At 67.9% G+C, this 25,900-nt stretch carries 24 protein-coding genes; 3 read left to right on the top strand and 21 right to left on the bottom strand.

Features of this window, described 5'->3' with window-relative positions:
* The first annotated feature begins 84 nt into the window (after positions 1-84).
* On the top strand, positions 85-3,201 hold the full coding sequence (locus AC6CIE_RS21315; RefSeq protein ID WP_498094163.1) for a tetrathionate reductase subunit A: 3,117 nt from the start codon (positions 85-87) through the stop codon (positions 3,199-3,201).
* A 36-nt stretch (positions 3,202-3,237) separates the two neighbouring features.
* Here the strand turns inward: AC6CIE_RS21315 and ccmI are convergent, their stop codons facing one another.
* From ccmI to AC6CIE_RS21235, 16 genes are all read right to left on the bottom strand, one after another.
* Positions 3,238-4,554, bottom strand: a complete 1,317-nt coding sequence (ccmI, locus tag AC6CIE_RS21310) for a c-type cytochrome biogenesis protein CcmI (RefSeq protein WP_498093838.1) — start codon at positions 4,552-4,554, stop codon at positions 3,238-3,240.
* Positions 4,551-5,009 (bottom strand): cytochrome c-type biogenesis protein, encoded by a 459-nt coding sequence (locus tag AC6CIE_RS21305; RefSeq protein ID WP_279973505.1) that lies wholly within the window; start codon positions 5,007-5,009, stop codon positions 4,551-4,553. Before AC6CIE_RS21305 ends, ccmI begins: the two co-directional genes overlap by 4 nt.
* An 83-nt stretch (positions 5,010-5,092) precedes the next feature.
* Positions 5,093-5,614, bottom strand: coding sequence for a DsbE family thiol:disulfide interchange protein (locus AC6CIE_RS21300; protein WP_175124117.1), 522 nt, complete (start codon positions 5,612-5,614; stop codon positions 5,093-5,095).
* Positions 5,614-7,626, bottom strand: coding sequence for a heme lyase CcmF/NrfE family subunit (locus AC6CIE_RS21295; protein WP_498093836.1), 2,013 nt, complete (start codon positions 7,624-7,626; stop codon positions 5,614-5,616). The genes AC6CIE_RS21300 and AC6CIE_RS21295 overlap by 1 nt, the downstream gene beginning before the upstream one ends.
* A complete protein-coding gene (ccmE, locus tag AC6CIE_RS21290; RefSeq protein ID WP_498093834.1) occupies positions 7,623-8,081 on the bottom strand; it encodes a cytochrome c maturation protein CcmE in 459 nt (152 codons plus the stop codon). Before ccmE ends, AC6CIE_RS21295 begins: the two co-directional genes overlap by 4 nt.
* Complete coding sequence (ccmD, locus tag AC6CIE_RS21285) at positions 8,078-8,260, bottom strand: heme exporter protein CcmD (protein WP_367351877.1); 183 nt, start codon at positions 8,258-8,260, stop codon at positions 8,078-8,080. Before ccmD ends, ccmE begins: the two co-directional genes overlap by 4 nt.
* A complete protein-coding gene (ccmC, locus tag AC6CIE_RS21280; RefSeq protein WP_367351878.1) occupies positions 8,257-9,081 on the bottom strand; it encodes a heme ABC transporter permease CcmC in 825 nt (274 codons plus the stop codon). The genes ccmD and ccmC overlap by 4 nt, the downstream gene beginning before the upstream one ends.
* Before the next feature lie 7 nt (positions 9,082-9,088).
* Positions 9,089-9,754 carry a heme exporter protein CcmB gene (gene ccmB / locus AC6CIE_RS21275; RefSeq protein WP_105238346.1) on the bottom strand — a complete coding sequence of 222 codons (666 nt, stop codon included), beginning with the start codon at positions 9,752-9,754 and terminating at the stop codon, positions 9,089-9,091.
* The gene (gene ccmA, locus AC6CIE_RS21270) at positions 9,720-10,394 is read right to left on the bottom strand and encodes a heme ABC exporter ATP-binding protein CcmA (protein WP_498093832.1); all 675 of its coding nucleotides are present in this window, start codon (positions 10,392-10,394) and stop codon (positions 9,720-9,722) included. Before ccmA ends, ccmB begins: the two co-directional genes overlap by 35 nt.
* Entirely contained in the window at positions 10,381-11,019 is a 639-nt protein-coding gene (locus AC6CIE_RS21265) for a cytochrome c3 family protein (protein WP_056569895.1), read from the bottom strand. The genes ccmA and AC6CIE_RS21265 overlap by 14 nt, the downstream gene beginning before the upstream one ends.
* A gap of 16 nt (positions 11,020-11,035) precedes the next feature.
* Positions 11,036-11,512, bottom strand: a complete 477-nt coding sequence (locus tag AC6CIE_RS21260; RefSeq protein WP_056569896.1) for a nitrate reductase cytochrome c-type subunit — start codon at positions 11,510-11,512, stop codon at positions 11,036-11,038.
* Positions 11,513-11,531: 19 nt separating this feature from the next.
* Positions 11,532-14,027 carry a periplasmic nitrate reductase subunit alpha gene (gene napA / locus AC6CIE_RS21255; protein WP_175138464.1) on the bottom strand — a complete coding sequence of 832 codons (2,496 nt, stop codon included), beginning with the start codon at positions 14,025-14,027 and terminating at the stop codon, positions 11,532-11,534.
* Positions 14,011-14,352: a chaperone NapD gene (locus tag AC6CIE_RS21250; protein ID WP_175185103.1), complete on the bottom strand. Its 342-nt coding sequence runs from the start codon at positions 14,350-14,352 to the stop codon at positions 14,011-14,013. Before AC6CIE_RS21250 ends, napA begins: the two co-directional genes overlap by 17 nt.
* Positions 14,352-14,510, bottom strand: a complete 159-nt coding sequence (gene napE / locus AC6CIE_RS21245) for a periplasmic nitrate reductase, NapE protein (RefSeq protein WP_056569899.1) — start codon at positions 14,508-14,510, stop codon at positions 14,352-14,354. The genes AC6CIE_RS21250 and napE overlap by 1 nt, the downstream gene beginning before the upstream one ends.
* A 314-nt stretch (positions 14,511-14,824) precedes the next feature.
* Positions 14,825-15,697 carry a 3-keto-5-aminohexanoate cleavage protein gene (locus AC6CIE_RS21240; RefSeq protein WP_495601829.1) on the bottom strand — a complete coding sequence of 291 codons (873 nt, stop codon included), beginning with the start codon at positions 15,695-15,697 and terminating at the stop codon, positions 14,825-14,827.
* Positions 15,698-15,741: 44 nt separating this feature from the next.
* Positions 15,742-16,704: a 3-hydroxyacyl-CoA dehydrogenase family protein gene (locus AC6CIE_RS21235; protein WP_498093830.1), complete on the bottom strand. Its 963-nt coding sequence runs from the start codon at positions 16,702-16,704 to the stop codon at positions 15,742-15,744.
* Between the two features lie 121 nt (positions 16,705-16,825).
* Here AC6CIE_RS21235 and AC6CIE_RS21230 point away from each other — a divergent pair, with 121 nt between their 5' ends.
* Positions 16,826-17,737, top strand: coding sequence for a LysR family transcriptional regulator (locus tag AC6CIE_RS21230; protein WP_286890155.1), 912 nt, complete (start codon positions 16,826-16,828; stop codon positions 17,735-17,737).
* Between the two features lie 85 nt (positions 17,738-17,822).
* On the opposite strand, the gene AC6CIE_RS21225 is transcribed toward AC6CIE_RS21230, so the two are convergent.
* From AC6CIE_RS21225 to AC6CIE_RS21205, 5 genes are all read right to left on the bottom strand, one after another.
* Positions 17,823-20,258: a TonB-dependent siderophore receptor gene (locus tag AC6CIE_RS21225; protein ID WP_498093828.1), complete on the bottom strand. Its 2,436-nt coding sequence runs from the start codon at positions 20,256-20,258 to the stop codon at positions 17,823-17,825.
* Positions 20,259-20,328: 70 nt separating this feature from the next.
* Entirely contained in the window at positions 20,329-21,381 is a 1,053-nt protein-coding gene (locus AC6CIE_RS21220) for a FecR family protein (RefSeq protein WP_498093826.1), read from the bottom strand.
* Between the two features lie 8 nt (positions 21,382-21,389).
* A complete protein-coding gene (locus tag AC6CIE_RS21215) occupies positions 21,390-21,911 on the bottom strand; it encodes a sigma-70 family RNA polymerase sigma factor (protein ID WP_175124130.1) in 522 nt (173 codons plus the stop codon).
* A gap of 228 nt (positions 21,912-22,139) precedes the next feature.
* Positions 22,140-22,856 (bottom strand): GntR family transcriptional regulator, encoded by a 717-nt coding sequence (locus AC6CIE_RS21210; protein ID WP_498093824.1) that lies wholly within the window; start codon positions 22,854-22,856, stop codon positions 22,140-22,142.
* A gap of 15 nt (positions 22,857-22,871) precedes the next feature.
* Entirely contained in the window at positions 22,872-24,647 is a 1,776-nt protein-coding gene (locus AC6CIE_RS21205) for an IlvD/Edd family dehydratase (protein ID WP_175124132.1), read from the bottom strand.
* A 220-nt stretch (positions 24,648-24,867) separates the two neighbouring features.
* On the opposite strand from AC6CIE_RS21205, the gene AC6CIE_RS21200 reads away from it, so the two are divergent.
* Positions 24,868-25,863 carry a Bug family tripartite tricarboxylate transporter substrate binding protein gene (locus AC6CIE_RS21200; protein ID WP_498093822.1) on the top strand — a complete coding sequence of 332 codons (996 nt, stop codon included), beginning with the start codon at positions 24,868-24,870 and terminating at the stop codon, positions 25,861-25,863.
* The last annotated feature ends 37 nt before the right edge of the window (positions 25,864-25,900 follow it).

The raw sequence follows: 25,900 nt of genomic DNA, 5'->3' as shown, positions 1-25,900 counted from the left end.
AGCGACAAGCGCCGCGAAGACGACACCCGCCGCAGCGCGGACGATGGCCCGGACCAGCCGCGCGACGAGGCACGGCGCAAGCTGATGATGCGCGGCGGCATGGTGGCCGGCGGCATGGCAGCGTTTGCGGCGGGCTATGGCGACACGGTCGTCAAGGCGGTGAAGGGCCTGGCGCAGGGCACCGCGGGCGTGCCGACGACGCACGCCGTGCGTGGCAATTCGCTGACGCCGGAGTTCCGCATCGATCCGCTGACCGGTGCGCTGAGCGCCCAGCCGGGCCAGATTGTCAGCCCGTCGAGCTGCCTGGGCTGCTGGACGCAATGCGGTGTGCGGCTGCGCGTGGATACCGCTGAGAACCGCATCCTGCGCGTGGCCGGCAACCCGTACCACCCGCTGGCCACGACGCGGCCTGCCGCGATGGACACGCCCGTGCGCGATGTCTATGCGCAACTGGGCGGCGACAGCGGGCTGGAAGGGCGCGCCACCTCGTGTGCGCGCGGTTCGGCCATGCTGGAACAGATGGACAGCCCGTACCGCGTGTTGCAGCCGATGAAGCGAGTGGGCAAGCGCGGCGACGGCAAATGGCAGACGATCAGCTTCGAGCACCTGGTGCAGGAAGTCTGTGAAGGCGGCGACCTGTTCGGCGAAGGCCACGTGGACGGCCTGCGCGCGATCTACGACCGCGAGACGCCGCTGGACCCGGCCAATCCGGAGTACGGCGCAAAGGTCAACCAGTTCCTCTTTACCGACGCATCCAACGAAGGGCGCACGCCGCTGATCCAGCGCTTCGCCGGCCAGTCGTTTGGCACGGTCAACTTCAGCAATCACGGCTCGTACTGCGGGCAGAGCTTCCGGGTGGGCGCGGGCGCGGCGCTGGGCGATCTGAAGGGCATGCCGCACGGCAAGCCGGACTGGGACAACGCGCGCTTTGGTCTGTTCATCGGCGCGGCGCCCGCGCAGGCCGGTAACCCCTTCCAGCGCCAGGCCCGCCAACTGGCCGAGGCGCGGGTGCGGCCTGGCGAATCGGCTTTCAACTATGTGGTCGTGTCGCCCGTGCTGCCTGCCTCGTCCAGCCTGTCGGCGGGATCGGGCAATGAATGGGTGCCGGTCAATCCGGCCAGCGATCTGGCGCTGGCGATGGGCCTGATCCGCTGGATTCTGGACAACGAACGTTTCGACGCGCGCATGCTGTCGCAACCCGGCCCGAACGCCATGAAGGCGGCGGGCGAGGCGGCGTGGACCAACGCGACGCATCTGGTGGTGGCCGAACCTGACCATCCTCGCCTGGGCGCGTTTCTGCGTGGCGCCGACATGGGCTGGGCGCGCCCGGCCGATGCGGACGAGAAATGGGAGGACGTGTATGTCGTGCGTCTGGCCGACGGCACGCTGGCGCCGCACACGACGGCGTCATCGGCCGAACTGTTTGTGGACGACACCATCGCCGCGCCCGGCATGGCAGGTAGCCCGGAGGCGCTGCGGGTGCGGACCTCGCTGTCCCTGCTGCGCGAGGAGTCGCGCCGCAAGACCCTGGACGAGTACGCCGCGCTTTGCGGGGTGCCGGCGGCCAAGATCGCGTCGCTGGCCGAACGCTTCACCAGCCACGGCAAGCGCGCCGTGGCCGATGCGCACGGCGGTACGATGAGCGGGTCGGGCTTCTACACCGCCTACGCCATCGCCATGCTGAACACGCTGGTAGGCAACCTGAACGTCGAGGGCGGACTGGTGCTGGATGCCGGGCCATTTCCGCCTTACGGCGCGGGGCCGCGCTACAACATCGCCGGCTTTGCCAACAAGGCCTCGCCCAAAGGCGTGTCGCTGTCGCGAAACCGCTTTCCGTACGAGAAGTCCAGCGAGTTCAAGCGCAAGAAGGCCGCGGGCCAGCCGGCGTACCCGGCGGCGGCGCCCTGGTATCCGGCTACCGGCGGACTCAGTTCGGAGATGCTGGCGTCGGCGCTGGCGGGCTATCCGTATCGCGCCAAGGTCTGGTTCAACCACATGAGCAACCCGGTGTACGGCATTGCCGGGTTCCGCCACGTGGCGCTGGAAAAGCTGAAGGACCCGCGCGTCCTGCCGCTGGCGGTGTCGATCAACCCGTTCATCAACGAGACCAACGCGCTGGCCGACTACATCGTGCCGGACACCGTCACGTACGAAAGCTGGGGCGTGTCGGCGCCGTGGGCCGACGTGGTGGCCAAGGCCTCGACCGTGCGCTGGCCTGCGGTGCAGCCGCGCGTGTCGCGCACCGCCACGAACGAGCCGGTGTGCCTGGAGACCTTCCTGATCGCGTGCGCCAAGCGCCTGGGCATGCCGGGGTTTGGCGAGGGCGCCATCTCGGACAAGGACGGCGGCAAGTACGCGCTGGACACGCCCGAGGATTTCTTCCTGCGCGGCATGGCCAACATCGCGTTTGCGGCGGGACGTCCCGTGCCGGAGGCCAGCGACGACGACATGGCGCTGACCGGCGTCGACCGCTACCGCGACCTGTTGCAGACCAAGCTCAAGCCGGGCGAATGGCGGCAGGTTGCGATGCTGATGAGCCGTGGCGGGCGCTTCGACCGGATGGAAGACGCGTGGACGCAAGCCGGCGAACAGCCGCGCCGCACGCGCGTGGCCTACGCCAAGCCGCTGCATGTCTGGAGCGAGGAATTGGCGGGGTTCCGCCACGCGATGACGGGCGAGCGCTATAGCGGCTGTCCCACCTGGTACCCGACGCGCCTGGCAGACGGGCGCGATATGCGGGATGAATACCCGCGTGAGGACTGGCCCTTCCTGCTGAGCTCGTTCAAGTCCAACCTGATGAGCTCGCTGTCGATCGGCGTGAACCGTCTGCGGCAGGTGCGCCCCCACAATCCCGTGTCGATCAGCCGGCAGGACGGCGAACGGCTGGGCATCCGCAACGGCGATACGGTCCGCATCGTGACGCCGGGCGGGGCGGTGACGGGGTTGGCCCTGCTGCGCGATGGGGTTCAGCCGGGCGCGGTGGGCATCGAGCACGGTTATGGGCATACCGAGCTGGGCGCGCGCGCGCATGTCGTCGACGGCAAGCCGATGCCGCACGATCCGGCGCTGGCGGCCGGGGTCAATCTGAACGATCTGGGCTTTGGGGACGCGACGCGCGGCCAGCACGCCAACGTCTGGATCGATTGGGTATCGGGCGCGGCGGTGCGGCAGGGCTTGCCGGCGCGGATCGAGCGGGTTTGAACGGGTGTGAGCCGAAAGCGCTGACGGCGGAAGCGGTCAGCGCACGACGGTGTCAGCCACCAGTTCCAGCCCGTCGGCGCGCGGCCCTACGTCCGTCAGCACGCCGCTCAGGTCGCCGGCCTGGGCGGCAGCATTGCCCGAGCGGCTGACGCGGATCTCCACGCGAACCTTGCCGGCTTTGGACAGCGTGGCATCCGGCGACATGGACGTGCTGTCGTCCAGCACGAACGCCCGCGGCAGGTCCGCAACCTGCATCTTCAGGATGGCGACCGGCATGCGGGATCCCTCCATGGGGCGCGCCAGGATGAAGACGGTGTCGTTTGGCGCGACCTGGCCGCGCAGCGTGTCGGCGATGCGGGCCTGACCGGTGAGGCGGGCGGGCGCGGAGGGCGTGGCGGCCGGAGCGGCGGGCGTTGCGGAAGCAGCCGGCGTCGACCCCGCCACCGCAGGCGATGCGGACGAGTTACCCGACGCAGCCGCCACCGACGCTCCCCCAGCCCCACCCGTCGCCATGGCGCGCGCCTGCGCGATATTCGTCTGGATCTGCCGTGCCGCCTCCGACTCTGCCGGCAGCAGCTTTTGCAACCGTTCCCAGTGCGTCAGCGCCTCGGCGGCGTCGCCGCGGCGCAGCGCCATCATGCCGGCCAGCGCCAACGCCTTGGGCTGATCCGGCTCGGCCTGCAGCGCCTGCGCGACGGCCGCGATGGAGTCTTCGTCGGGCTGGCCCTGCCGCGCCGACAGCAGCGCGTCGGCCAGATCGGCCAGCACCACGGGCTGGCCGGGCACCAGCCGCAGCACCTCCCGATACGCGGCAATGGCGTCGTTGTAGCGGCCCAGCGTTTCGTAGGATCGGCCCAGCATGTACCAGCCATCGGCATCATCGGGCGAGGCGCGCAGGCGCTGGGCCAGCGCGTTGATCGCCAGCGCCATGTCGTTGTCCGCCTCCTGCGCATGGGGTTCAGGCGTTTGCGCCATGGCGATCGTGGCCGCCGCGCGCGGATTGCCCAACTGCCCGTACAACAGCACGGCGGCCACCGGGACGGCCACCGTCAGCACGCACGCCGCGGCAATGCTGGCGGGCTGTCCGCCCAGCCGTGCGCGGGGATCACGGCGCATTGCCAGGTCCTGCAGCAGATCGCGTTGCAGCTCTTCGTCGGCGCGGGCGTGCGCTTGCGGGCTGAGCGCGCCGTTAGCCAGATCGCGCCGCAGTTGCTCCCGCTGCGCCAGATAGAAGGCGCGCACGCTGGCGTCCGACGCGGTCTCCGCGGCCGGCGTGCGGCGCAGCAGCGGCGGCACGAGGCAAAGCAGGGTGGCCAGCAGCAGGGCCAGGACGATGAGCCAGAGCGTGGTCATGAGCCGGAATCCAGGAAGCGAGCGGCGCGGGCGCGTTCGTCCGCGGTCAGCGGCGCGCGCGTGCCGGCGCGCCGTTTCAGCGTGCGCACCAGCACCAGGAAGCCCACGGCCAGCAGCGCGAAGGGGCCCACCCACAGCAGCCAGGTAATCGGCTTGAAGGGCGGGTCGTAGCGCACGAAGTCGCCGTAGCGGTCTTCAAAGAAGCGCATGATTTCCGTGTCGGTCTTGCCTTCGGCAAGTTGGCCGCGGATGAGCTTGCGCATGTCCAGGGCGAGGGGCGCGTTGGATTCGGCCAGGGTCTGGTTCTGGCAGACGAGGCAGCGCAGGCCGTGCGCGAGCTTGTCGGCGCGCTGTTCCTGTTCGGGTGACAGCACGGGTGAGGGAGCCGGCGCGGCGCGAAGGGGCGTCGGGGTCAGGAATGTGACCAGCAGGCCGGTCACCAGGACGGCCTGCATGGCGACCTGCATGGCGACCGTCAGCAGCTTGCGGGGCAGCCGATGCCACGGCGTCAACGGACGGCGTTGCTCACGCCGGGCCCTCATTGCAGCGCCTCGATGACCGGCTGCAAGCGGGTACGCCATAGCTCCGGCGTGATCAGCCCCAAATGCTTGTACCGGATGCGGCCGTCGCCGTCGATCACGAACGTCTCGGGCACGCCATACACGCCGTATTCGATGCCAACGCGCCCGTCGACGTCGCTGGCCGACGCCAGGTAGGGATTGCCGTTGCGCGCCAGCCACTGCCGCGCCTCGTCGGGTTTGTCCTTGTAGTTCAGCCCATACAGCGCGATGCCATGGCGCTGCGCGGCCTCGCGCAATACGGGCAGCTCGTCTTTGCACGGCCCGCACCAAGACGCCCACACATTCAGCAGCCAGACCTTGCCCCGCTGCGATTCCACGTCCAGTGTCTTGCCGGGTTCCAGCAGATCCGGCAGACCGATGGCGGGCGCGGGCTTGTCGATCATGGCCGACGGCACCGCGCGCGGATCGCGCGACAGTCCCTTCGCCAGGAACACGGCCATGGCCAGGAATACGGCAAGCGGCAGCAGATAGCGCAGCATCAATAGCCCTCCCGCGCCGCGCCCGCGGTCTCGGGCAGGGCGGCGTGCGCGTCCTTGCGCGCCTGCGCCTCGCGCGCGCGGCGGTAACGTCCGTCGCCCGCGGCCAGCAGCCCGCCCAGCGCCATCAGGATGCAGCCGGTCCAGATCCACGTCATGAAGGGCTTGACCTGGATGCGCACGGTCCAGGCGTTATCGGCCACGGGTTCGCCCAACGCCACAAACAGGTCGCGGGTAAAGCCGCTGTCGATGTCAGCCTGGCTGAGCGCCATGTCCTGCACGGTGTAGTGGCGCTTTTCCGGATACAGCGTGACCACAGGTTTGCCATCGCGCACCACTTGGAAAACGGCGCGCTGCGCGGTGTAGTTGGGGCCGGTGGCCGGGCCGATGCCGGCAAACGTGAACTGGTAGCCGCCGGCTTCCTGCGTCGTGCCCACGTCGACACGCAGCTCGCGTTTGACCTCGTAGCCGTTGGCCAGCGTGACGCCCGCGATGAAGACGCCAATGCCCGCGTGCGCCAACAGCATCCCGTACCACGAGCGCGGCTGGCGGGTCAGCCGCCGCAGCAACTCGCCATCGCCGTCCGTCAGGCGTTGCCACGCGTGCGCTCCGGCGCTGGCGACCGACCAGGCGGCCAGCCACAGGCCCAGCACGATCATCGGGGAACCAAAGCGCGAAGCGCCGGGCATCGCCAGCGGCACGAGCACCGCCGTCAGCACGCTGACCGCAAAGGCCACGCGCAGGCGCTTGCCCAGGTCGGGAAGCTCTGCCTGCTTCCAGCGGGCGACCGGCCCTACGCCCATCAGGAAAATCGCAGGCGTCATCAGCGGTACAAACACGGCTTCGAAGTAGGGCGGGCCGATGGAGATCTTGCCCCACTCCAGCACGTCCAACACGACCGGATACAACGTGCCCAGCAGCACGGAGCCCGCCGCGACCGTCAGCACGACGTTGTTGGACAGCAGCAGCGATTCGCGCGACAGCAGCGAAAAGCCGCCGCCCAGCCCGACCGTGGGGGCCCGCCAGGCGTACAGGGCAAGCGAACCGCCCACGATCACCGTCATGAAGGCAAGGATGTACAAGCCGCGGCCGGGATCCACGGCGAAGGCGTGGACGGAGGTCAGCACGCCCGAGCGGACCAGGAACGTGCCCAGGATGCTGAGCGAAAAGGTGCAGATGGCCAGCAGCACCGTCCAGCTGCGGAAGGCGCCGCGCCGCTCGGTGACGATCAGCGAATGAATCAGCGCGGTGCCTGCCAGCCACGGCATGAAGGAGGCGTTCTCGACCGGATCCCAGAACCACCAGCCGCCCCAGCCCAGCACGTAGTACGCCCATGCGCTGCCCAGCAGGATGCCGATGGTCAGGAACGTCCACGCGGCCAGCGTCCACGGCCGCACCCAGCGCGCCCACATCGCGTCCAGCTCGCCCGACAGCAGCGCCCCGATGGCAAAGGCGAACGCCACCGAAAAGCCGACGTAACCCATGTACAGCATGGGCGGATGCACGATCATGCCGGGGTCCTGCAACAGCGGGTTCAGGTCGCGGCCGGCCATCGCGGCCGGAATCAGGCGCTCGAACGGATTGGACAGGAACAGCATGAACAGCAGCAGGCCGACGCTGATCCAGCCCATCACCGCCAGCACGCGGCCCACGAAATCCAAGGGCAGCCGCTTGCTGCACAGCGCCACGGCCAGCGTCCACGCCGTCAGCAGCAGCTGCCACAGCAGCAGCGACCCTTCATGCCCGCCCCAGACCGCCGCGAAGCGGTAGCCGGCCGGCAGGTCGGCGTGGGAATTCGCGGCCACGTACAGGACCGAAAAGTCGTTGTGCACGAAGGCCCACGCCAGACAGGCGAAGGCGAGCGTCGTCAGGCCGAACTGCCCGAGGGCCGCAGGCCGCGCCACGCGCAGTCCCGCTTGCCAGCCGGTGGCAGCGCCGATGAGCGGCAGGATGCCCTGCGCCAGCGCCACCAGCAGCGCAAGGATGAGGGCGAAAAGGCCGATTTCCGGGATCATTTTGCCTCCGCCTGCAGGGTGGAGGCGGCTCGTTGCTCCGCCTTCTTGATCGCGTCGGCGGCTTCGGGCGGCATGTAGTTTTCGTCGTGCTTGGCCAGCACTTCGGTGGCGCGGAACACGCCGTCCGCTCCCATCTTGCCGGCCACCACCACGCCCTTGCCCTCGCGGAACAGGTCTGGCAGCAAGCCCTGATAGGTGACGGGCACGGCGTGGGCGGTGTCGGTCACGGCAAAGCGCAGCGTCAGGCCGTCGGCCTCCCGTTGCAGCGAGCCTTGTTCGACCAGGCCCCCGACGCGATAGCTGCCGCTGGCGGGCGCCTCGTGCGCGATGACCTGCGTCGGGCTGAAGAAGAACACCAGATTCGATTGCAGGGCGTTGAGCACCAGCGCGGTGGCCAGGCCCAGGAGGGTAAGGCCGCCCACGATGGCGAACGCGCGGCGTTTGCGCGGGCTCATCGGCGCGTCCTTCCTGCGTCACGGGCGGGGCTGCCAACCGCCTCCTGCCGCCGGCCGCTTCGACGCGCGCGCCGCCACAGCGCCAGCACTTCCCACGCCATCACCGCGAACGTGACGCCGTAGGCGCCCAGGATGTACGGCCCATGGCCTTGTAGCGAAAATAGGGTGTCCCAGCTCATGGCGCCTCCGTCCGGGCGCCGCTTGCCGATGCGCCCGGCTGTCCGGCGCCCATCTGTCCGGCGATCTTCTGAATGGCGCCCGGCTCGCGCGCTGCAATGATCCCGCGCACGCGCGCCAGCGCGACCGCTGCGCTGTACAGCCAGAACGCCGCCACCATCAGCAGCATTGCGGTCACCATGATGCGCGCCATGCTCGGGGCGGTTGTCAGGTTGATCGACGCGCCCTGATGCAGCGTGCTCCACCATTGCACCGAGAAATAGATGATCGGCACGTTGACCACGCCCGCCAGCAGCAGGATCGCGCCGCCCCGGTCCGCGCGCTGCGTATCGTCGGTGGCGGCCTGCAGCGCCATGAAGCCCAGGTACAGGAACAGCAGGATCAGCTCGGACGTGAGCCGCGCGTCCCAGACCCACCACGTGCCCCACGTCGGCTTGCCCCACAGCGCGCCCGTCCACAGCGTCAGGAACGTGAAGATCGCGCCGGTGGGCGCCAGCGCGCGCATCATCATGAACGACAGGCGGGTGTTGAAGATCAGACCCAGCGCGGCATAGCCCGCCATCACCAGGTACAGGAACATCGACATCCAGGCCGCGGCCACGTGGATGAACAGGATGCGATAGACCTCGCCCTGCTGGCTGTCGACAGGCGCGACCACCAGGCCGGTATACAGCCCGGCCGCCGCCAGCAGCGCGGCGCCCACGGCGAAAAATGGAATCATGCGCCCGGCCAGCGGGTAGAACAGCGCCGGCGACGCGTAGCGCATCCAGCTGGATCGCGCGGGGGCGGCGCGAGGGGAGTCGAAGGTGGAGGGATTGTGCATGGATACCTCAGTCCAGCGCCACGCGCAGCGCCGCCGACGCGCTCCAGGGGCAAAGCAGGATCGCCAGGCACAGGCCGGCGCCCAGCAGCGAAAGCTGTGGCCCCGCGCCCAGGCCGGCATGCGTGGCCGACACGGCGCCCGCGCCGAAGATCAGCACCGGCACGTACAGCGGCAGCACCACCAGCGGCAGCAGCGCGCCGCCGCGCAGGCCCAGCGTCAGCGCCGCGCCCAGGCCGCCCACCAGCGCCAGCGTCGGCGTGCCCAGCAGCAGGGACAGCACCAGGATGCCGATGGCGTGTGGCGACAGGCCAAACTGCAACGCCAGCACCGGGCTGGCGAGAATCAGCGGTACGCAGGTGCTGAACCAGTGCGCGCCCAGCTTCACGCCCACCAGCAGCGGCAGCGGATGCGGCGACACCAGCAGCTGCTCCAGCGCGCCGTTGTCGTAATCCTGCGCGAAGGGACGATGCAGACTCAGCAAAATGCCGAGCAGGGCGCAGACCCACAAGACCCCCGGCCCGATCGCCAGCAGCAGCACGGGATCGGGACCCACCGCCAGCGGAAACAGCGAACCCGTGACGATGAAGAACAGCGTCGCGCCCAGCGTGTCCGCCGGTCGACGCCAGGCCAGCCGGACTTCACGCAATGCCAACTGAGACAGCGTTGCCAGCATCCGCGTAGTCATCCATGTTCAGGGTTTGGGTGTGATGGGCAGGCGTGCCGGGGGCGCGGTGCGAGGCGACGACGGCGGCGCCGCCTGCGGCCAGATGCGCGCCAAGCGCCTGGGCCAGTTGCTCGAGGCTGGCCGCGTCCAGGCCGGCGTCGGGTTCGTCCAGCAGCCACAGCGGCTTGGCGCCCAGCACCACGGCGGCCAGCGCCAGCCGGCGGCCCTGGCCCTGCGACAGGCGCGCGGCGGGCGTGTGCAGGCAGGCGCCCAGGCGCCAGTCGTCAAGGCAGGCGGCGATCGCGTCGTCGCGCCGCGGCGTGCCGGCCACATGCAGGCTGCACCGCAGGTTTTCCAGCGCGGTCAGGTCGCCCGACAGGCCGTTGCCGTGCCCCAGATACGCGGTGCGCGCAAAGTGCGCCGACGGATCACGGCGGATGTCGCCGTCCGGGTCGAAGATGCCGCCGTCCAACGGACGCAGCAGGCCGGCCAGCATGCGCAAGAGGCTGGTCTTGCCGCTGCCGTTGGCGCCTTGCACGTTCAATAGCTGCCCGGCGTGCAGATCAAAATCCAGCGCGCCGGGGCCGCCGCGCCGGCTGACCAGTCCGCGCGCGCTCAGCACCGGCAGCGGCGCGTCAGCGGGCTGCATTGGCCACCTCGTTGGACGCCCTGGCCGGCGGCGTCGCTTCGGAGGTCTGGCCAGGCGGAATGTGCGGCAGCGTGTGAGCGATGCCCTTGTGGCAGTCGATGCAGGTTTTGGACCGGTCCGCGAGATAGGTCGAGTGCATGTTCTGCGCCCGCACGCTCTGGCGGGTGAAGTCCATGTATTCGTAGTTGTGGCAGTTGCGGCATTCCAGCGAGTCGTTCGCCTTGAAGCGCGCCCATTCGTGCTGCGCCAGTTCCAATCGCTTGTCCACGAACTTCTCGCGCGTGTCGATGGTGCCGAAGATCTTGCCCCAGACCTCCTTGGACGCCTGCATCTTGCGGGCGATCTTGTCGGTCCAGTTGTGCGGCACGTGGCAGTCCGAGCACAGTGCCCGCACACCTGAGCGGTTGGTGAAGTGGATCGTGCCCTTCAGTTCCGAGTACACGTTGTCGCGCATTTCATGGCAGCCGGTGCAGAACTTCTCGGTGTTCGTCAGTTCCATGGCGGTGTTGAACGCGCCCCAGAACAGGATGCCGCCGATGAACCCGCCCACCGTCAGAAAGCCCAGGCTGAAGTGCACGCTGGGCCGGCGGATGATGTTCCAGTAACGCTTGATGAGCTTGACCATGACGGGCTCCTGTCCCTTACTTCTTGTCGGGCGCCGGAGCAGAGAGGCGCTTGAGGATCACGTCGATGTCCTGGAAATTGTTCGGGACCAGCGGCTTGGCCTCCGTTTGCGGCACGTGGCATTGCAGACAGAAGTACCGGCGGGGGGACACTTCGGCCAGCACGTTGCTGTCGCGGTCCATGTAGTGCGTCACGCTCAGCGGCACCGCCTGCGTCTGCTCGGTGTTCACGCGGGCGTGACAGGCCAGGCAGCGGTTGAAGTTCTTGTCGATCTGGTAGCCGTCGATCTTGTGCGGAATGGTGGGCGGCTGCATCGAGTACGTGCGCATGCGCCGCACGTCGCGGTTTTCCACCGGGGGCATCAGCGGCGGCGTGGCCGACTCGGTCAGCGGCGTCGGGCCCCGCATGGGATCGATCATCGGATCGGTCGGCGCGGCCCAGGCGTTGGCGCCGATCAGAAAGACCAGGGCGATCGAAGTGGCGCGAATGTTCATGAGCGTCTCCGTCGGGCCGTCAAGCCTTGGTGATCTTGACCGCGCACTTCTTGAAGTCGGTCTGGAACGAGATCGGATCGGTGGCGTCGAGCGTGACCTTGTTGATCAGTTGGCCGGCATCGAACCAAGGCACGAACACCAGGCCGCGCGGCGGCTTGTTGCGTCCGCGCGTTTCCAGCCGGGTCTGCATCTTGCCGCGCCGCGACGCAATCTCCACCAGTACGCCGCGCCGCAGGCCCATGGCCTGCGCGTCGTCCGGGTGCATGAAGCACACCGCATCGGGAAAGGCGCGGTACAGCTCGGGCACACGCCGCGTCATCGACCCCGAATGCCAATGCTCCAGCACGCGGCCGGTCGACAGCCAGAAGGGGTATTCCTCGTCCGGCACCTCGGGGGGAGGCTCATAGGGCAGGGCATAGATGTTGGCCTTGCCGTCGGGGTTGCCATAGAAGTTGAAGCCGGAGCCCACCTTCACGTAGGGATCCGCCTTCTCGCGATAGCGCCAGCGCGTCTCGACTCCGTCCACCACGGGCCAGCGCAGGCCGCGCACTTGGTGATAGGTGTCAAACGGCGCCAGGTCGTGGCCATGACCGCGGCCGAATTCCGCATATTCCTCGAACAGGCCCTTCTGCACGTAGAAGCCGAACGCCTTGGCCTCATCGTTGGCGTATTCCGGATCCAGTTCCGTGTTCGGAAACTTGTTGACCTTGCCGTTTTCGTACAGCACCTGAAAGAGCGTCTTGCCCCGCAGCTCGGGCTTCTTGGCCAGCAGGTCCGCCGGCCAGACTTCGTCCGTGGTGAAGCGCTTGGAAAACTCCATCAACTGCCACAGGTCCGACCGCGCGCCGCTGGGCGCGTTGACCAACTGGTGCCAGAACTGCGTGCGGCGCTCGGCGTTGCCGTAGGCGCCTTCCTTTTCCACCCACATGGCGGTGGGCAGCACCAGGTCGGCCGAGATCGTGGTCACGGTCGGGTAGGCGTCGGACACCACGATAAAGTTCGCCGGATTGCGGTAGCCGGGATAGCCCTCGTTCAACATGTTGGCCGCGGCCTGCATGTTGTTGTTGACCATCACCCAGTAAGCGTTGATGGTGCCGTCCTTCAGCATGCGATTCTGCAAGACCGCGTGCGCGCCCACCTTTTCAGGGATGGTGCCGTCCGGCAGCCCCCAGACCTCCTCGGCGCGCGCCCGGTGCTTCGGATTGGTCACGACCAGGTCCGCGGGCAGGCGATGCGAGAACGTGCCTACTTCGCGCGCGGTGCCGCAGGCGGACGGCTGGCCCGTCAACGAGAACGGGCTGTTGCCCGGTGTGGAAATCTTGCCCGTCAGCAGATGGATGTTGTAGACCAGATTGTTCGCCCACACGCCGCGCGTGTGCTGGTTGAACCCCATGGTCCAGAACGACATGACGCGGATCTTCGGATCAGCGTACAGCTCGGCCAGCGCTTCCAGATTCCGCTTGGGCACGCCGGTCAGCTTGGCGGTGTAGTCCAGGTCGTACTTGGAGACGAACTTCGCGTATTCGTCGTAAGTGATCGGGCGCGAGCCGCCGGCGTTGTTGGCGTTCTTGGCGGCCTTTTGGAGCGGATGCTCGGGACGCAGGCCGTAGCCGATGTCGGTGTTGCCTTCCAGGAACCGGGTGTGTTCGTCGATGAATTCCCGGTTGACGCGCTTGGTCTTGATGATGTGGTTGGCGATGTAGTTCAGGATCGCCAAGTCGGTTTGCGGCGTGAAGGTCAGCGAGATGTCGGCCAGTTCATACGACCGGTTCTCGAACGTGGACAGCACCACCACCTTGGTATTGGGCTTGCTCAACCGCCTGTCGGTCACCCGCGTCCACAGGATGGGGTGCATTTCCGCCATGTTCGCGCCCCACAGCACGAAGGCGTCGGCGTTCTCGATGTCGTCATAGCAGCCCATGGGCTCGTCGGCGCCAAAGGTGCGGATGAAGCCCACCGCCGCCGACGCCATGCAGTGGCGCGCGTTCGGATCGAGGTTGTTGGTCCGGAACCCCGCCTTCATCAGCTTGAGCGCGGCGTAGCCTTCCCAGATGGTCCACTGGCCCGAGCCGAACATGCCGACGGCTTCCGGGCCCTTGTCCTTGAGCACGCGCTTGAACTGTTCGGCCATGACGTCGAACGCCTGGTCCCACGACACCGGCGCCAGCTCGCCATCCTTGGCGTACTTGCCGTCCTTCATGCGCAGCAGCGGCGTCGTGAGCCGGTCGTTGCCGTACATGATCTTGGACAGGAAATAGCCCTTGACGCAGTTCAGGCCGCGGTTGACCTCGGCGTTGAAGTCGCCGTGCGTCGCCACGACCTGGTTGTCCTTCACCGCGACGTTCACGCCGCAGCCGGTCCCGCAGAACCTACAGGGCGCCTTGGACCACTTCAGCTTGGCCGCTTCCGATTCCGTCACGATGTTCTGCGTGTAGCCCACGATAGGGATGCCGGCTACCGTGGCGGCAGCGGCGGCGGCAGATTGCTTGATGAACTCTCTACGAGCCATGGACATCGTCAATCTCCTCATTCATCGCGGCAAGCGTGTCGGAATGCTGATAGACCAGCGCCGACGCCAGCACGCCGTCCAGCCGCTGGATCTGCGCTATCTGCGCAAGCATGTCTTCGGTAGAGGGGGCTTCCAGGGTGACGACCAGCTTGCCGGTCTCGGAAGCGCCGTGGATTTCCGCGCCGCCGATCGCGAGGATCGCGCCGCGCACGTCCGCCAGCCGGCGCGGGGCGGCATGCACCACCATGCTGGCGATGTGCAGCTCGGGCGCCGCGCTACAGGGCGCGGAGGCGGGCTGATGGGGGGGAATGGGGGGGCGGAGGCTTTGCATCAGCTTCCCGGGGGGCCTGCGAACATCTGGTAGATCCAGACCGCAAAACCGTACCCGGCCACGATGATCACTGCCAACACCGGGGCCATGACTGCCGTCAGGAATAGGAAACTTCGCAGTTCCTGGGCTTTTGTGTAGCCATCGGATTCGTCTTGCACACACCACCTCGCAGCAGAAACTTGTGGGGGTATTGCGTTAAACGTACAGATGCGAAAGTTTGTAGCAGATGCGCTTGCGCGGCGTCAATGTTGCAACACAGCGAAATAATGTCGGAGAGATTACAGAGCGGGGGAAAGGGGGCGCGTGCGATCACCGGCAGGGGGCGATCGAAAGCGGGGTATCCGGCGGCCCCAGTCGACTGTGCGGATAAGCTGACAACGGTTAAATCCGCAGCCAGTTGACCGGCAGCCGGAATAACCGGTTGCGGATTAGCCGGCTGCGATTTGCTTGCACCGCGTCAATCGTTAGCGCATCAACCGATCGCGCCGTAGATACGCCGCGCGTCCGCCGCCGTCGCCAGAGGCCGGCCCAGCGCCCGCGCGCCTTGCGCGGCCTGTGCGACCAGCGCCGCGTTGTCCGGCGCCACCGACCCGTCGCGCAGCTTCAGATTGTTTTCAAACCCGACTCGCATATGGCCGCCAAAGGCCGCCGCGGTCGTAACGCAGGCGTTTTCCTCGGGGCCGAAGGCGCAGATCGCCCAGGGCAACGAATGGTCGTAAGCGGCCAGGAACGGCAGCAGGTCGTAAGCCGACGACGTCTGTCCCGCGCTGTAGCGGCCCAGCACGAACAGCACCGACCATGCGCCCGGCGGCACCAGGCCGCGCGCGCGCAGCGACAGCCAGCGGCGCACGTCGGCGTCGTCGTACAGGATGATCTGCGTCATGACGCGTCGGTCGGCCAGCCACGCCAGGAAGGCGGCCAGCTCCGCTTCCGGAATGCCGGGCACGGCGATTTCGCGCAGGCCGATGGAGACGGCTTCGGGCTGCAATTCGCGCACCATCGCGATCTGTTCGGCGGCCTGATAGACGCCCGCCGCCTCGCTCGTCACCTGCACCAGCAGTTCGTCGCCGACGGCGCGCTGCACCGCCGCGAGCGCGTCGCGATAGGCCTGCGCATCCAGCAGATGGCTGCCGTCGGGCTTTCGGACGTGCATGTGCATCATCGCGGCGCCGGCGTCCAGGCATGCCCGGGCCTCGGCGGCCAGCGCGTCTGCGGTCAGCGGCACGGCGGGGTGGTCGGCAGCCTTCTTGTACGCGCCGTTGGGCGCGACGGTGATGATGACGGGCGAGTCGGCCAACGCGGCGCGGGGGAGGGCCGGAGCCGTGGCTGACGCAGAGGTGGCCATGGAAGCGGGTGCGCAAGCAGGCACGGAGTGGGTTGCAGGCGAATTCAAGGCTTGATCTCCGGCAGTTCGGGAGCGATCAGGTCCAGGCCGGCGCGCAGCAGCCGGTCGTAGCGGGCGCGCTCTGCGGCAATGGTCTCGGGCGTCCAGGCATAAAAACCTTCGCCTGCCTTCATGCCATGCCGGCCGTCGGCGGCGCGTTCGGTCAGGCAGCGCGCCGGATGGTCGGCGTTGCAGAATGTCGGATACATCGTCGCGCCGGCCGCCGCGTGCACGTCGATGCCCGCGTGATCGCGCTGCATCACGGGACCCGCCGCCAGGAACCGGAACCCAAATCCAAACCGCACGGCGGCGTCCACGTCCTCGGGCGACGCGATGCCGCGGTCGATAAGGTCGAAGGCTTCGCGCGACAGCGCGTGCTGCAGGCGGTTCGCCAGAAAGCCCGGCAGATCCTGCTTCACCTTGACCGGCACGCTGCCGCAGCGCCGCATGAAGTCGATCAGCGAATCCGCGCAGGCCTCGTCGCTGGCTTCGCCCAGCACCACTTCCACGAGCGGCACGAGGTGCGCCGGCATGAAGAAGTGCAGGCCCAGCATGCGGCCGCGCGTGTCCAGCCCCTGGCTGATCGCGCTGATCGGGAAGCTGGAACTGTTGCTGGCCAGGATGGCCTCGGGCCGCGTGCGCCGCGCCAAGTCCGCAAAGAGCGCCTGCTTGATGTCCAGGCGCTCGGGAATGCACTCGATCACCAGATCCACCGTGGACCAGTCCACCTCGTCCAGCGACGGCGCGGTGGCCAGCAGCGCGGCGTTTGACTCGCGCCCGATGGTCTTCAGGTTTTCCGCCACGCGCGCCGGCAGACCGGCCGCGCGCTCGGCATTCGATTCGATCACCGTCGTGCGGCACGCCGCGCGCGTCAACACGACGGCGACATCCGCACCCATCGTGCCGCCGCCCACCACTACCGCATGCGCCGCGCCCGGATTGGGCAGCGCGTTCGTGTCTTTCTGCATGCTGTTCTCCTGATTCTGAAATCACGCTTTGGCGCGAGTGTAGAGAAGGGCGGTTGATTGATGAATCAGAATTTTTGAATAGAATGATCGGTCAATCAGATCAATAGGCCGGGGACAAAACATGCAGATCAACCTGTCGATGCGGGATATCGACACCACGCTGGTGCTGGGCCGAACGCTCAACTTCCGCCAGGCCGCGGGGCAGCTGCATCTGTCGCAATCCGCGCTGTCCACCCAGATCCAGCGCATCGAGGACGCGCTCGGCGTGCGCCTGTTCGACCGCACCACGCGCACGGTTCGGCTGACGGCGGCGGGCGAGGTCTTCTTGCAACAGGCAGCGACCCTGCAGGCGGCATTCCGCGACGCCATCGCCGCGGTCGGCAGCATCTCCAGCGCGGAACAGGGGCAGGTGTCGGTGGCGGCGTTGCCATCGCTGGCAGCACGGCTGCTGCCGCGCGTGCTGATGACGTACCGCCAGGCGCACCCAAATGTGGCGCTCAAGGTTCGCGACACGCTCTCCGGTCCTGCCTTCGACCTGGTGCGCGCGGGCGAGGTGGACTTTGCGCTGACCGCCGCCGACCCGCAGCACGCCGACCTGCACTACGTGCCGCTGATGTCCGACAGCTTCATCTTGCTGATTCCGGAGGCACATCCGTTGGCGCGGGCCAAAGGGCCGCTGCGCTGGGCCGATACGGCTGGGGCGGAACATGTGTCGATGGTGCATCCGAGCAGCGTGCGCCAATACACGGAATGGGCCTTTCTGCAGAACCGCATCCGCTTCGCACCCGCATTCGAGGCCGAGCACCTGACCACCATCGTGGCGATGGTCGAATGCGGGTTTGGCGTTGCGGCGTTGCCGGAGATCGCCGCAGGCGCGGTGGCGCAGACCGGCATCGTGCAGCGGCGGCTGACGGCGCCGGTGGCCGAGCGCTCGATCGGGTTGGTGACGGCGCGCAACCGGAGTTTGTCGCCCGCTGCGGTGGCGCTGGTGCAGACGCTGCGGGAATATGTGGCGGCGCAGCCGCGGCAATAAAAAAGCCGGCCTCATGGCTGAGGCCGGCTCTGCGGCATGAAGGCGATTCGCGGCGTCGGCCGTGAACCGCGGCAGGCCCGTTGGATCAGAAGTCGATCTGCGCCGACAACAAGAACGTACGCGGCGCAGCAACCGTCGCGTACGAGCCGCTGGCCAGCCAGAAGTCCTTATTGAACAGATTCTCGATGTTCGCGCGGAACACCACGGAGCGGCCCAGGATCTCGGTGTTGTACCGCGCGCCGATGTCGTAGCGCGTCCACGAGGGCAGGGTCAGCGTGTTGGCCGCGTTGAAGTACATCGACGACGTGTGGATCACGCGGGCGTTCAGGCTCAGGCCGCGGACCCACGGCGTGTCCCAGTCCACCCCCAGGTTGAAGGTGTTCTTCGGCACGCCGTTGGCGTCGTTGCCGTCGTTCACGCCGCCTGCGGTCTGCTTGAGCGTGGCGTCGTAGAACGTGGCGCTGGCCATCATGCGCAGGCCCGGCATGGCTTCGCCGAAGGCGGCCAGTTCCAGGCCGCGGTTGCGCTGTTCGCCGTCGAAACTGTAGATGCGCGTGTCGGGATCGGTCATCGAGTTCGGGCGCGTGATCTGGAACACCGAGGCGCTGGTGATGATCTTGCCCCAGTCGACCTTCACGCCCGCTTCATACTGCTTGGACTTGTACGGTGCGAAGACCTGGCCGGCGTTGGCGGCGGTGGCGGGCGCGATGCCGCCGCGCGTCAGGCCGGACGTGAAGTTGCCGTACAGCGAGACGTTGGAGATCGGCTTGAACACGATGCCCGCGACCGGCGAGATCGCGCTTTCGTCGTACGACCCGGTGCGCGCGCCAGTGGCGGTCGAGTAGTTGTCGAGCACGACGCGCTGGTTGCGCATGCCGCCGGTGATCAGCAGGGTGTCGCCGGCGAAGGACAGCGTGTCGGTCAGCGTGTAGCTGGTCAGCTCGGTCTTCGATGCCTTTTGCGGCGCGCCGCGGTCTGCGGTGACGGGCGGTAGCGGGGCGGGACGGAAGATGCTGGACGGCACGCCAGGACCGGAGGAGGTGACGTAGGCGTTGCCGGACTCCTGGTCCAGGCGCGTGGCCGACAGATTCACGGTGTGGCCGATGCCCCAGGTGTCGAAGCGGGCGCGCAGGCCGATGTCGCCCGTCCACGTGCGCGAGTACGAATCGTAATAGGCGTTGGACACCGTGAAATTGCCCTGCGCGTCTGCGGGACCCGACGGGAAGGTCTGCTCGGCAGTGCCGTAGCGGTAGCCGGTGGCGCCGTAGACCATCAGGTGGTCATTGATGTCGTACTCGAGGCGGGTGGCCACGGTCGAATCGTTCAGCGTGAGCTCGGTGCCGGGGTAGAAATTGCGGTGGCCCGAGGGCGGCGAGGGCAGCGATGTCACGTTCGACTGAAAGCCGATCTGCGGACGGAAGTTGTCGATGTTCTCGTGCTGGGTGTAGGCGTCCAGCGACCAGCGCAGTTTGGTGCCGCGGTAGTCCAGCGCCAGCGCGCCCACGCCTTGTTCCTGCCTGCCGTCGTCGATGTTGGTGTCGCCGTTGCTGTAGACGCCGTTGACGCGGATGCCCCATTCGTTGTTCTCGCCAAAGCGCCGGCCCATGTCGAGCTGGCCGCCCAGTTGCGATTTGCTCTGGTAGGTGGTGGTCAGGCGAGTCAGGGGCTCGTCGCCGGCGCGCTTGGTGACGATGTTGATGCCGCCGCCGATGCTGCCGTTGGGGCCGATGCCGTTCATCAGCGTGCCGGGGCCTTTCAGGACTTCGACGCGCTCCATCATGGCGGCGGGCATGCGGCTGGCGGATGCCAGGCCGTAAAGGCCGTTCAGGCCGACGTCGCCGGCAGCCACGGAGTAGCCGCGGATCTGGAATTCGTCGGAAAAACCGCCGCTGGAGGTGGTGGTGCGCACCGAGGATTCGCTGATGACGATGTCGGCCAGCGTGCGCGCCTGCTGGTTCTCGATCATCTGCGCGGTGTAGTTGGTGGTGCTGAACGGCACGTCCATGACGTCGCCCGTGCCCAGCACGCCCAGGCCTCCGCCGCGCGCCACCTGACCGCCCGCGAAGGGCGCGGGCAGGTGGGGGTCGGCGGCGGAAGCGGTCACCGTCACGGCGGGCAGGTTGGTGGTGGCGATGCCCGCGTTGGCGGGGCGGTCCAGGACGTAGCTGCCGTTCGACTGCGGCAGCACGCGGATGCCGGTGCCGGCCAGCAGGGCGTCCAGACCGCCCCGCACGCCGTAGGTGCCGCGCAGCCCGTTGCTTTGCAGGCCGGCCGTCACTTCGGGCCGGAACGACAGCACGATGCCGGCTTCGCGTCCGTAGCGGCCCAGCGCGTCCTCAAGCGTTCCCGCGGGGATGTCGAAGCTGCGGGTGGCGGCGGCCTGTGCGTGGGCGGCGGTGGGGATGGCCAGCGCGGGCGCCGCGAGCAGCGTGGCGGTGGCGATGCGGCCCGCCAGGCGCGCCGTGGCCGCGCGTCGCAGGAAACGGGAGGACTGGCGCTTGGGCGCCCGGACGTGATTCATGAACTGGCCTTTCAGAGAGGTGAGGTTGCTGTGTGCTCACCTGCCTTGACCCGCCAGATCGCAAAACGGATCAACTATTTTGTAACGGCGGTGCGGGACGTGCCGGGCCGGGGCCGGCGATGAGGTGCAGCCGCCGTCCGCGCCAGAGCCGCGACTCGGTTTCGACGCGGATATCCAGCGTGGCGCTGAGCGCGGCCAGCACCTTGTCCACGTTGCTGACAGGAAACGAGCCGGACAGCCGCAGGTCCGAGACGGCGGGGGCGCAGCTGATCGTGTCGCGGCTATAGCGGCCCAGCTCGGCGACGAAGTCTGCCAGGCGCATGCCGCGGGCCACGATGAAGCCGTCCTTCCAGGCGATCTGGTTTTCCTCTGCGGTGGCGGGCTGCGCGATGCCACGTGCCGAGTAGTTGGCGCGCAATCCCGCCTGCAACGTCAAGCCGTGCTCGGCATCGTCGCGCGGCCGGATCTGGACCGCGCCCTGGAAAACGCTGACTTCCGTTGAGCCATCCAGCAGCCGCACGGCGTATTCGGTGCCGAGCGCGCGCGCGGTGCCGTGGGCGGTTTCAACGCAGAACGGCCGGTTCGGCGTGCCCGATTCGTGGGCCGTCGCGATCAGGATCTCGCCCGCGATGAGCATCACGCGCCGGCGGTCGGCGGTGTAGTGCACGTCGATGGCGCTGTCCGTGTTCAATACCAGGCGGGTGCCGTCCGGCAGCGTCACGTTGCGGCGTTCGCCGATGGCGGTTCGATGGTCCGACGTCCAGGTGCGCCACGGCGTGATCTGCCCCACGCCCCACGCCGCGCCGCTCGCGATGGCCAGCGCGCTCATGGTTTTCAAGGCGCGGCGGCGCTGGGCGGAAGCAGGTGCGGCCAGCGCTGCCTTCGCGATGGCCGCGTTGGCGGGTCCAGCCAGCGGCCGCAGCGTGCCCTGCACGGATTCGATGCGCAGCCACGCGCGCTCGTGGTCCGGGTGCGCAGCGCGCCAGGAGGCCCATTCGCGCACCGTTTCCGGCGCGACGGGTTCGTCTTGCAGTTCCACCAGCCATTCCAGCGCGCGCTGCGCGACGGCGGGCGGCAGGGTGGCGGCGTCGCGCGTGTTTCCGTACCAGGACGAGGCGGACATGCGCCGGCTCATCCCGTGAAGGAAAGATCGGCAAAGCAGCAGCGCTGCAAGGCCTTGACGAGGTAGCGCTTGACGGTGGGGATCGAGATTCCCAACGCGTCGGCCACCTGGGCGTGGGTGTGACCTTCAAGCTGCGACAACAGAAAGGCCTGCCGCACGAGGGCGGGCAGGCCGTCCAGCAGGCGGTCCAGCTCCAGCAAGGTTTCCAGCACGATGGCCCGGTCTTCAGGCGACCAGTGCACCGCTTGCGGCGCCTGGGCCAGCGCGTCCAGGTACGCGCGTTCGAGCTTTTCGCGGCGCCAATGGTTGGACACCAGATGCTGCGCCACGGTGGTCAGAAACGCGCGCGGTTCCGTGAGCGTGGCGGGAATGCGTTCGCTGCTCAGGAGGCGGATGAAGGTGTCGTGCGCCAAGTCTTCAGCCTGATCTGCGTTGCCCAGGCGGCGTCGCAACCAGCCCCTCAGCCAGGAGTGGTGGTCGCTATAAAGTGTTTCGATGGAGGAGGGGAAGGCGCATCCCGGCGTACTCAAGATCCAACCTTTTGGTCTAGCCGCCGGCGCCTCGCAGTGGGAGGCGGGACAACTGCACATGCGAATTTCTGGAAATAGTAATTGTTATTATTACCGATTCCAGGCACGGCTTGTCAAATTGTTGCCGAGCGCGCACGGCCGGGCGTTGCCCGGAAACGTCAGACGTAAGTGGCGAGGCGGGGCGGTTGGATGTGAGCGTTCGGACGGCGAGCCGTTACACGCGAACGGTCAGACCGGCGCGGAAGGCGCCAGATAAGCGCCCTGCGTCTGCGCATATGCCTGTTGCGACGCCAGATAGGCATCACGCGACGGGATCAGGTGATCACGGCACACCGCCATCAGCGCGTCGCGGTCTCCGTCGCGCAGCGCCTGGATCATCGTCCAGTGTTCCTGGCGCGCGCGTTCGCGGTGCCCGGCCGTCACCAGCGAGCCGAAGCGGATCGGGTGGGTGCGGCGCGCGTATTCCTCGATGGCCTGTCCCAGCACCGCGTTGTCCAAGAGCCCCACGAATTCTCGATGAAAGCGCTGGTTGCTGCGGAACACGCGGCGCGCGTCGCCAGCGGCGACGGCGGCATCGTGTTCGCGCTGCACCGCCACCAGCGCGGCCAGCCGCGCCTCGGACACGGGCAGCGGCATCTGGCGGGCGGCGTGCACTTCCAGCACTTCACGCAAGGCATACAGCTCCAACACCTCGCGCACGGAAAACGCGCGCACCACCGCGCCGATGTTGCGCTTTTTCTCGACCACGCCCAGCAGTTCCAGGTCGACCAGCACCTGGCGCACCGCGTGCCGCTTCATGCCGAATCGCGCCATCAGCTCGTCCTCGGTCAGGCGTTCGCGCGGATGCAGCCGGCCGAAGACGATGTCTTCTTCCAGCGTGGCCACCGCTGCCTGGACGGCGTCGGGGGCGGGTTCCTGCAAGGCGGCGGGCGTGATGGCGTTCATGGCAAAAGGGCGGGATTACTTCTTGGGGACCGTGTCGTTCGTGACACCGGCGCGCAGGAAGTCGAAGTCGACGCCCTGATCGGCCTGCGTCACGGACTGCAGGAACAGCTTGCGGTAGCCGCGGTCGGCGGTGGGGCGCGTGATGGGATTGGCGGCGGTGCGGCGCGCAAGCTCGGCGTCATCGACCAGCAGCGCGATCTCGCGCCGGGCCACCGACAAACGGATGCGGTCGCCGTTCTGCACATACGCCAGCGGGCCGCCGATGGCGGATTCGGGCGTGACGTGCAGCACGATGGTGCCGGCCGCGGTGCCGCTCATGCGGCCGTCCGAGATCCGGACCATGTCCTTGACGCCCGCGCGCGCCAGTTTCTTGGGAATGGGCATGTAGCCGGCTTCGGGCATGCCGGGCGCGCCGGTGGGGCCGATGCGCTTGAGCACCAGGATGTCGTCGGCGGTCACGTCCAGCGCGTCGTCGTCGATGCGGCGCGCCATGTCTTCGGCGTCCTCGAACACGACGGCGCGGCCTTCGTGCTCCATCAGCTTGGGGTTGGCTGCAGATTGCTTGATGATGGCGCCGCCGGGCGCGAGGTTGCCGCGCAGCACCGCCAAGCCGCCCACCGGATAGATGGGGGCGGCGGCCGTGCGGATGACGTCCTGCTTGAAGGGCGGCGGGGCGTCGTCCAGTTCTTCGCCGAGCGTGCGGCCGGACACGGTGAGGACGTCCAGATGCAGGAACGGGCGCAGCTCGCGCAGCAGCGCGGGCATGCCGCCCGCGTCGTGGAAGTCTTCCATGTAGTGCTGGCCCGACGGCTTCAGGTCGACCAGCACGGGCGTCTCGCGGCTGATGCGATCCAGGCCGGCCAGGTCGATGTCGATGCCCAGGCGGCCGGCGATGGCGGTCAGGTGGACGATGCCGTTGGTCGACCCGCCGATGGCGAGCAGCACGCGCAGCGCGTTTTCGATGGACTTGCCGTTCAGGATGCGGTCCGGGGTCAGGCGCGAGGCCGCCATGGCGACGGCCGTGGCGCCGGTGTGTTCAGCCACGCGGACGCGGTCGGCGGTGACGGCCGGGGCGGACGCGCCGCCCGACACCATCATGCCCAGCGCCTCGGTAATGCAGGCCATGGTGCTGGCCGTGCCCATGACGGAACAGGTGCCGACACTGGCAACCAACTGGTTGTTCACGTCGGCGATCTCGACGGCGTCGATCTCTTCGGCGCGGTAGCGGCCCCAGTAGCGGCGGCAGTCGGTGCAGGCGCCCACGCGTTCGCCGCGGTGCGAGCCGGTCAGCATCGACCCGGTGACGAGCTGGATGGCGGGCACGCCGGCTGAGGCGGCGCCCATCAATTGTGCGGGCACGGTCTTGTCGCAGCCGCCGATCAACACGACGGCGTCCATCGGCTGCGCGCGGATCATTTCCTCGGTGTCCATGGACATGAGGTTGCGCAGGTACATGCTGGTGGGCTGCGAGAAGCTCTCGTGCACCGAGATGGTGGGGAAGTCCATGGGCAGGCCGCCGGCCAGCATGACGCCGCGCTTGACGGCCTCGATGAGTTGCGGCGCGTTGCCGTGGCAGGGGTTGTAGCTGCTGCCGGTGTTGACGATACCGATGATGGGACGCGCCAGCGCATCGTCCGACAGGCCGGCGCCCTTGATGAAGGCCTTGCGCAGGAACAGCGAAAAGCCAATGTCGCCGTAGTTGGTCAGCCCGCGGGCGACGCCGCGCGCGGTGGCGCTGTCGCTGTCAAAAGGGCCCTTGCCGGGCTTGCCGCCCTTGGTGTCGTCCGTCATTTTCAGTCCCGATAATATTATTGATAATCCTGCGGCGACATCATATCCAGCCCGTCGCCGGGCCTGCAAGCGGTTTATGGCGGTAGCTTAATTGATCTGTTTTAGAGATCAGTCGATAGAAAAATACCGATTCTTCAATCAAGGGTGGCCCCCTACACTGGCGCCGTTGACGAACCGGGCGTCCGTTCATTCCTATACCCATCCCGGCTGGAGAGACCACATGTCAGACCTGCGTCTGCGGCCGCGCCGCGCCGTGATGTTTTCCCTGCTGGCGCTGTGCGCCGGCGTTTCCGCCCCGGCGTTGTCGGCCGACGCCTATCCCGACAAGCCGATCCGCATGATCGTGCCTTACCCGCCCGGCGGCGCCACCGACGTGATCGGCCGTGTGCTCGCCCAGGAACTGACGGGCGCGCTGGGTCAGACCGTGGTGGTGGAAAACCGCGCGGGCGCCGCCGGCAACATCGGCGCGGACCAGGTAGCCAAGGCGCAACCCGACGGCTACACGCTGCTGATGGGCGCGCTGACCAGCCACTCCATCAACGCCGCGCTCTATCGCGGCCGCGTCACGTACGACGTGGAAAAGAGCTTCGCGCCCGTCGCCATCGTGGGCACGGTGCCCCTGGTGTTCGTGGTGAACCCGTCGGTGCCGGCCAAGACGCTGCCCGAGTTCATCGCGCTGGCCAAGTCCAAGCCCGGCTACGTGACCATGGCATCCGCCGGCAACGGCTCGCCCCAGCATCTGGCCGGCGAAATGTTCAAGCGCACCGCCGGCGCGGACATCCTGCACGTGCCCTACAAGGGCAGCGGCCCGGCCATGACCGACCTGATGGGCGGCCAGGTGCTCAGCATGATCGAAACGGTGCCTGCCGCGCAGGGCAACATCAAGGCGGGCAAGCTGCGCGCGCTGGCGGTAACCTCGCCGCAACGCGTCGATGCGCTGCCCGACGTGCCTACCGCCGCCGAAGCCGGCCTGAAGGACTTCGAGGTCAGCTCGATGTTCGGCATCGTGGCCCCGGCCAACACGCCTGCGCCGGTCATCGACCGCCTGAATGCCGAGCTCAAGAAGATCCTGGCCAAGCCCGAGGTCAAGGCGTCGCTCTTGAACCAGGGCGCGATTGCGACGTGGACGTCGCCTGCTGACGCCAGCGCGCGTGTGTCGGCTGAAGTCGCACGCTGGACCAAGGTGATCGACGAGGCGGGCGTGAAGGGCGAGTAAGCCCCTTCTGACGGCGCGCCGCGCCTCATTGCTCCCT

It is taken from the genome of Achromobacter sp. GQ309 (assembly GCF_059759315.1).
Note: the sequence above shows the minus strand (reverse complement) of the source record. Positions and strands in the feature narration are given on the sequence as shown.

Coding starts and splice junctions, on each gene's coding strand:
- AC6CIE_RS21315 (WP_498094163.1), top strand. CDS start 85: ATGATGCGCGGCGGCATGGTGGCCGGCGGCATGGCAGCGTTTGCGGCG.
- ccmI (WP_498093838.1), bottom strand. CDS start 4,554: ATGACCACGCTCTGGCTCATCGTCCTGGCCCTGCTGCTGGCCACCCTG.
- AC6CIE_RS21305 (WP_279973505.1), bottom strand. CDS start 5,009: ATGCAGGCCGTCCTGGTGACCGGCCTGCTGGTCACATTCCTGACCCCG.
- AC6CIE_RS21300 (WP_175124117.1), bottom strand. CDS start 5,614: ATGCTGCGCTATCTGCTGCCGCTTGCCGTATTCCTGGCCATGGCCGTG.
- AC6CIE_RS21295 (WP_498093836.1), bottom strand. CDS start 7,626: ATGATCCCGGAAATCGGCCTTTTCGCCCTCATCCTTGCGCTGCTGGTG.
- ccmE (WP_498093834.1), bottom strand. CDS start 8,081: ATGAGCCCGCGCAAACGCCGCGCGTTCGCCATCGTGGGCGGCCTTACC.
- ccmD (WP_367351877.1), bottom strand. CDS start 8,260: ATGAGCTGGGACACCCTATTTTCGCTACAAGGCCATGGGCCGTACATC.
- ccmC (WP_367351878.1), bottom strand. CDS start 9,081: ATGCACAATCCCTCCACCTTCGACTCCCCTCGCGCCGCCCCCGCGCGA.
- ccmB (WP_105238346.1), bottom strand. CDS start 9,754: ATGCTGGCAACGCTGTCTCAGTTGGCATTGCGTGAAGTCCGGCTGGCC.
- ccmA (WP_498093832.1), bottom strand. CDS start 10,394: ATGCAGCCCGCTGACGCGCCGCTGCCGGTGCTGAGCGCGCGCGGACTG.
- AC6CIE_RS21265 (WP_056569895.1), bottom strand. CDS start 11,019: ATGGTCAAGCTCATCAAGCGTTACTGGAACATCATCCGCCGGCCCAGC.
- AC6CIE_RS21260 (WP_056569896.1), bottom strand. CDS start 11,512: ATGAACATTCGCGCCACTTCGATCGCCCTGGTCTTTCTGATCGGCGCC.
- napA (WP_175138464.1), bottom strand. CDS start 14,027: ATGTCCATGGCTCGTAGAGAGTTCATCAAGCAATCTGCCGCCGCCGCT.
- AC6CIE_RS21250 (WP_175185103.1), bottom strand. CDS start 14,352: ATGCAAAGCCTCCGCCCCCCCATTCCCCCCCATCAGCCCGCCTCCGCG.
- AC6CIE_RS21240 (WP_495601829.1), bottom strand. CDS start 15,697: ATGGCCACCTCTGCGTCAGCCACGGCTCCGGCCCTCCCCCGCGCCGCG.
- AC6CIE_RS21235 (WP_498093830.1), bottom strand. CDS start 16,704: ATGCAGAAAGACACGAACGCGCTGCCCAATCCGGGCGCGGCGCATGCG.
- AC6CIE_RS21230 (WP_286890155.1), top strand. CDS start 16,826: ATGCAGATCAACCTGTCGATGCGGGATATCGACACCACGCTGGTGCTG.
- AC6CIE_RS21225 (WP_498093828.1), bottom strand. CDS start 20,258: ATGAATCACGTCCGGGCGCCCAAGCGCCAGTCCTCCCGTTTCCTGCGA.
- AC6CIE_RS21220 (WP_498093826.1), bottom strand. CDS start 21,381: ATGTCCGCCTCGTCCTGGTACGGAAACACGCGCGACGCCGCCACCCTG.
- AC6CIE_RS21210 (WP_498093824.1), bottom strand. CDS start 22,856: ATGAACGCCATCACGCCCGCCGCCTTGCAGGAACCCGCCCCCGACGCC.
- AC6CIE_RS21205 (WP_175124132.1), bottom strand. CDS start 24,647: ATGACGGACGACACCAAGGGCGGCAAGCCCGGCAAGGGCCCTTTTGAC.
- AC6CIE_RS21200 (WP_498093822.1), top strand. CDS start 24,868: ATGTCAGACCTGCGTCTGCGGCCGCGCCGCGCCGTGATGTTTTCCCTG.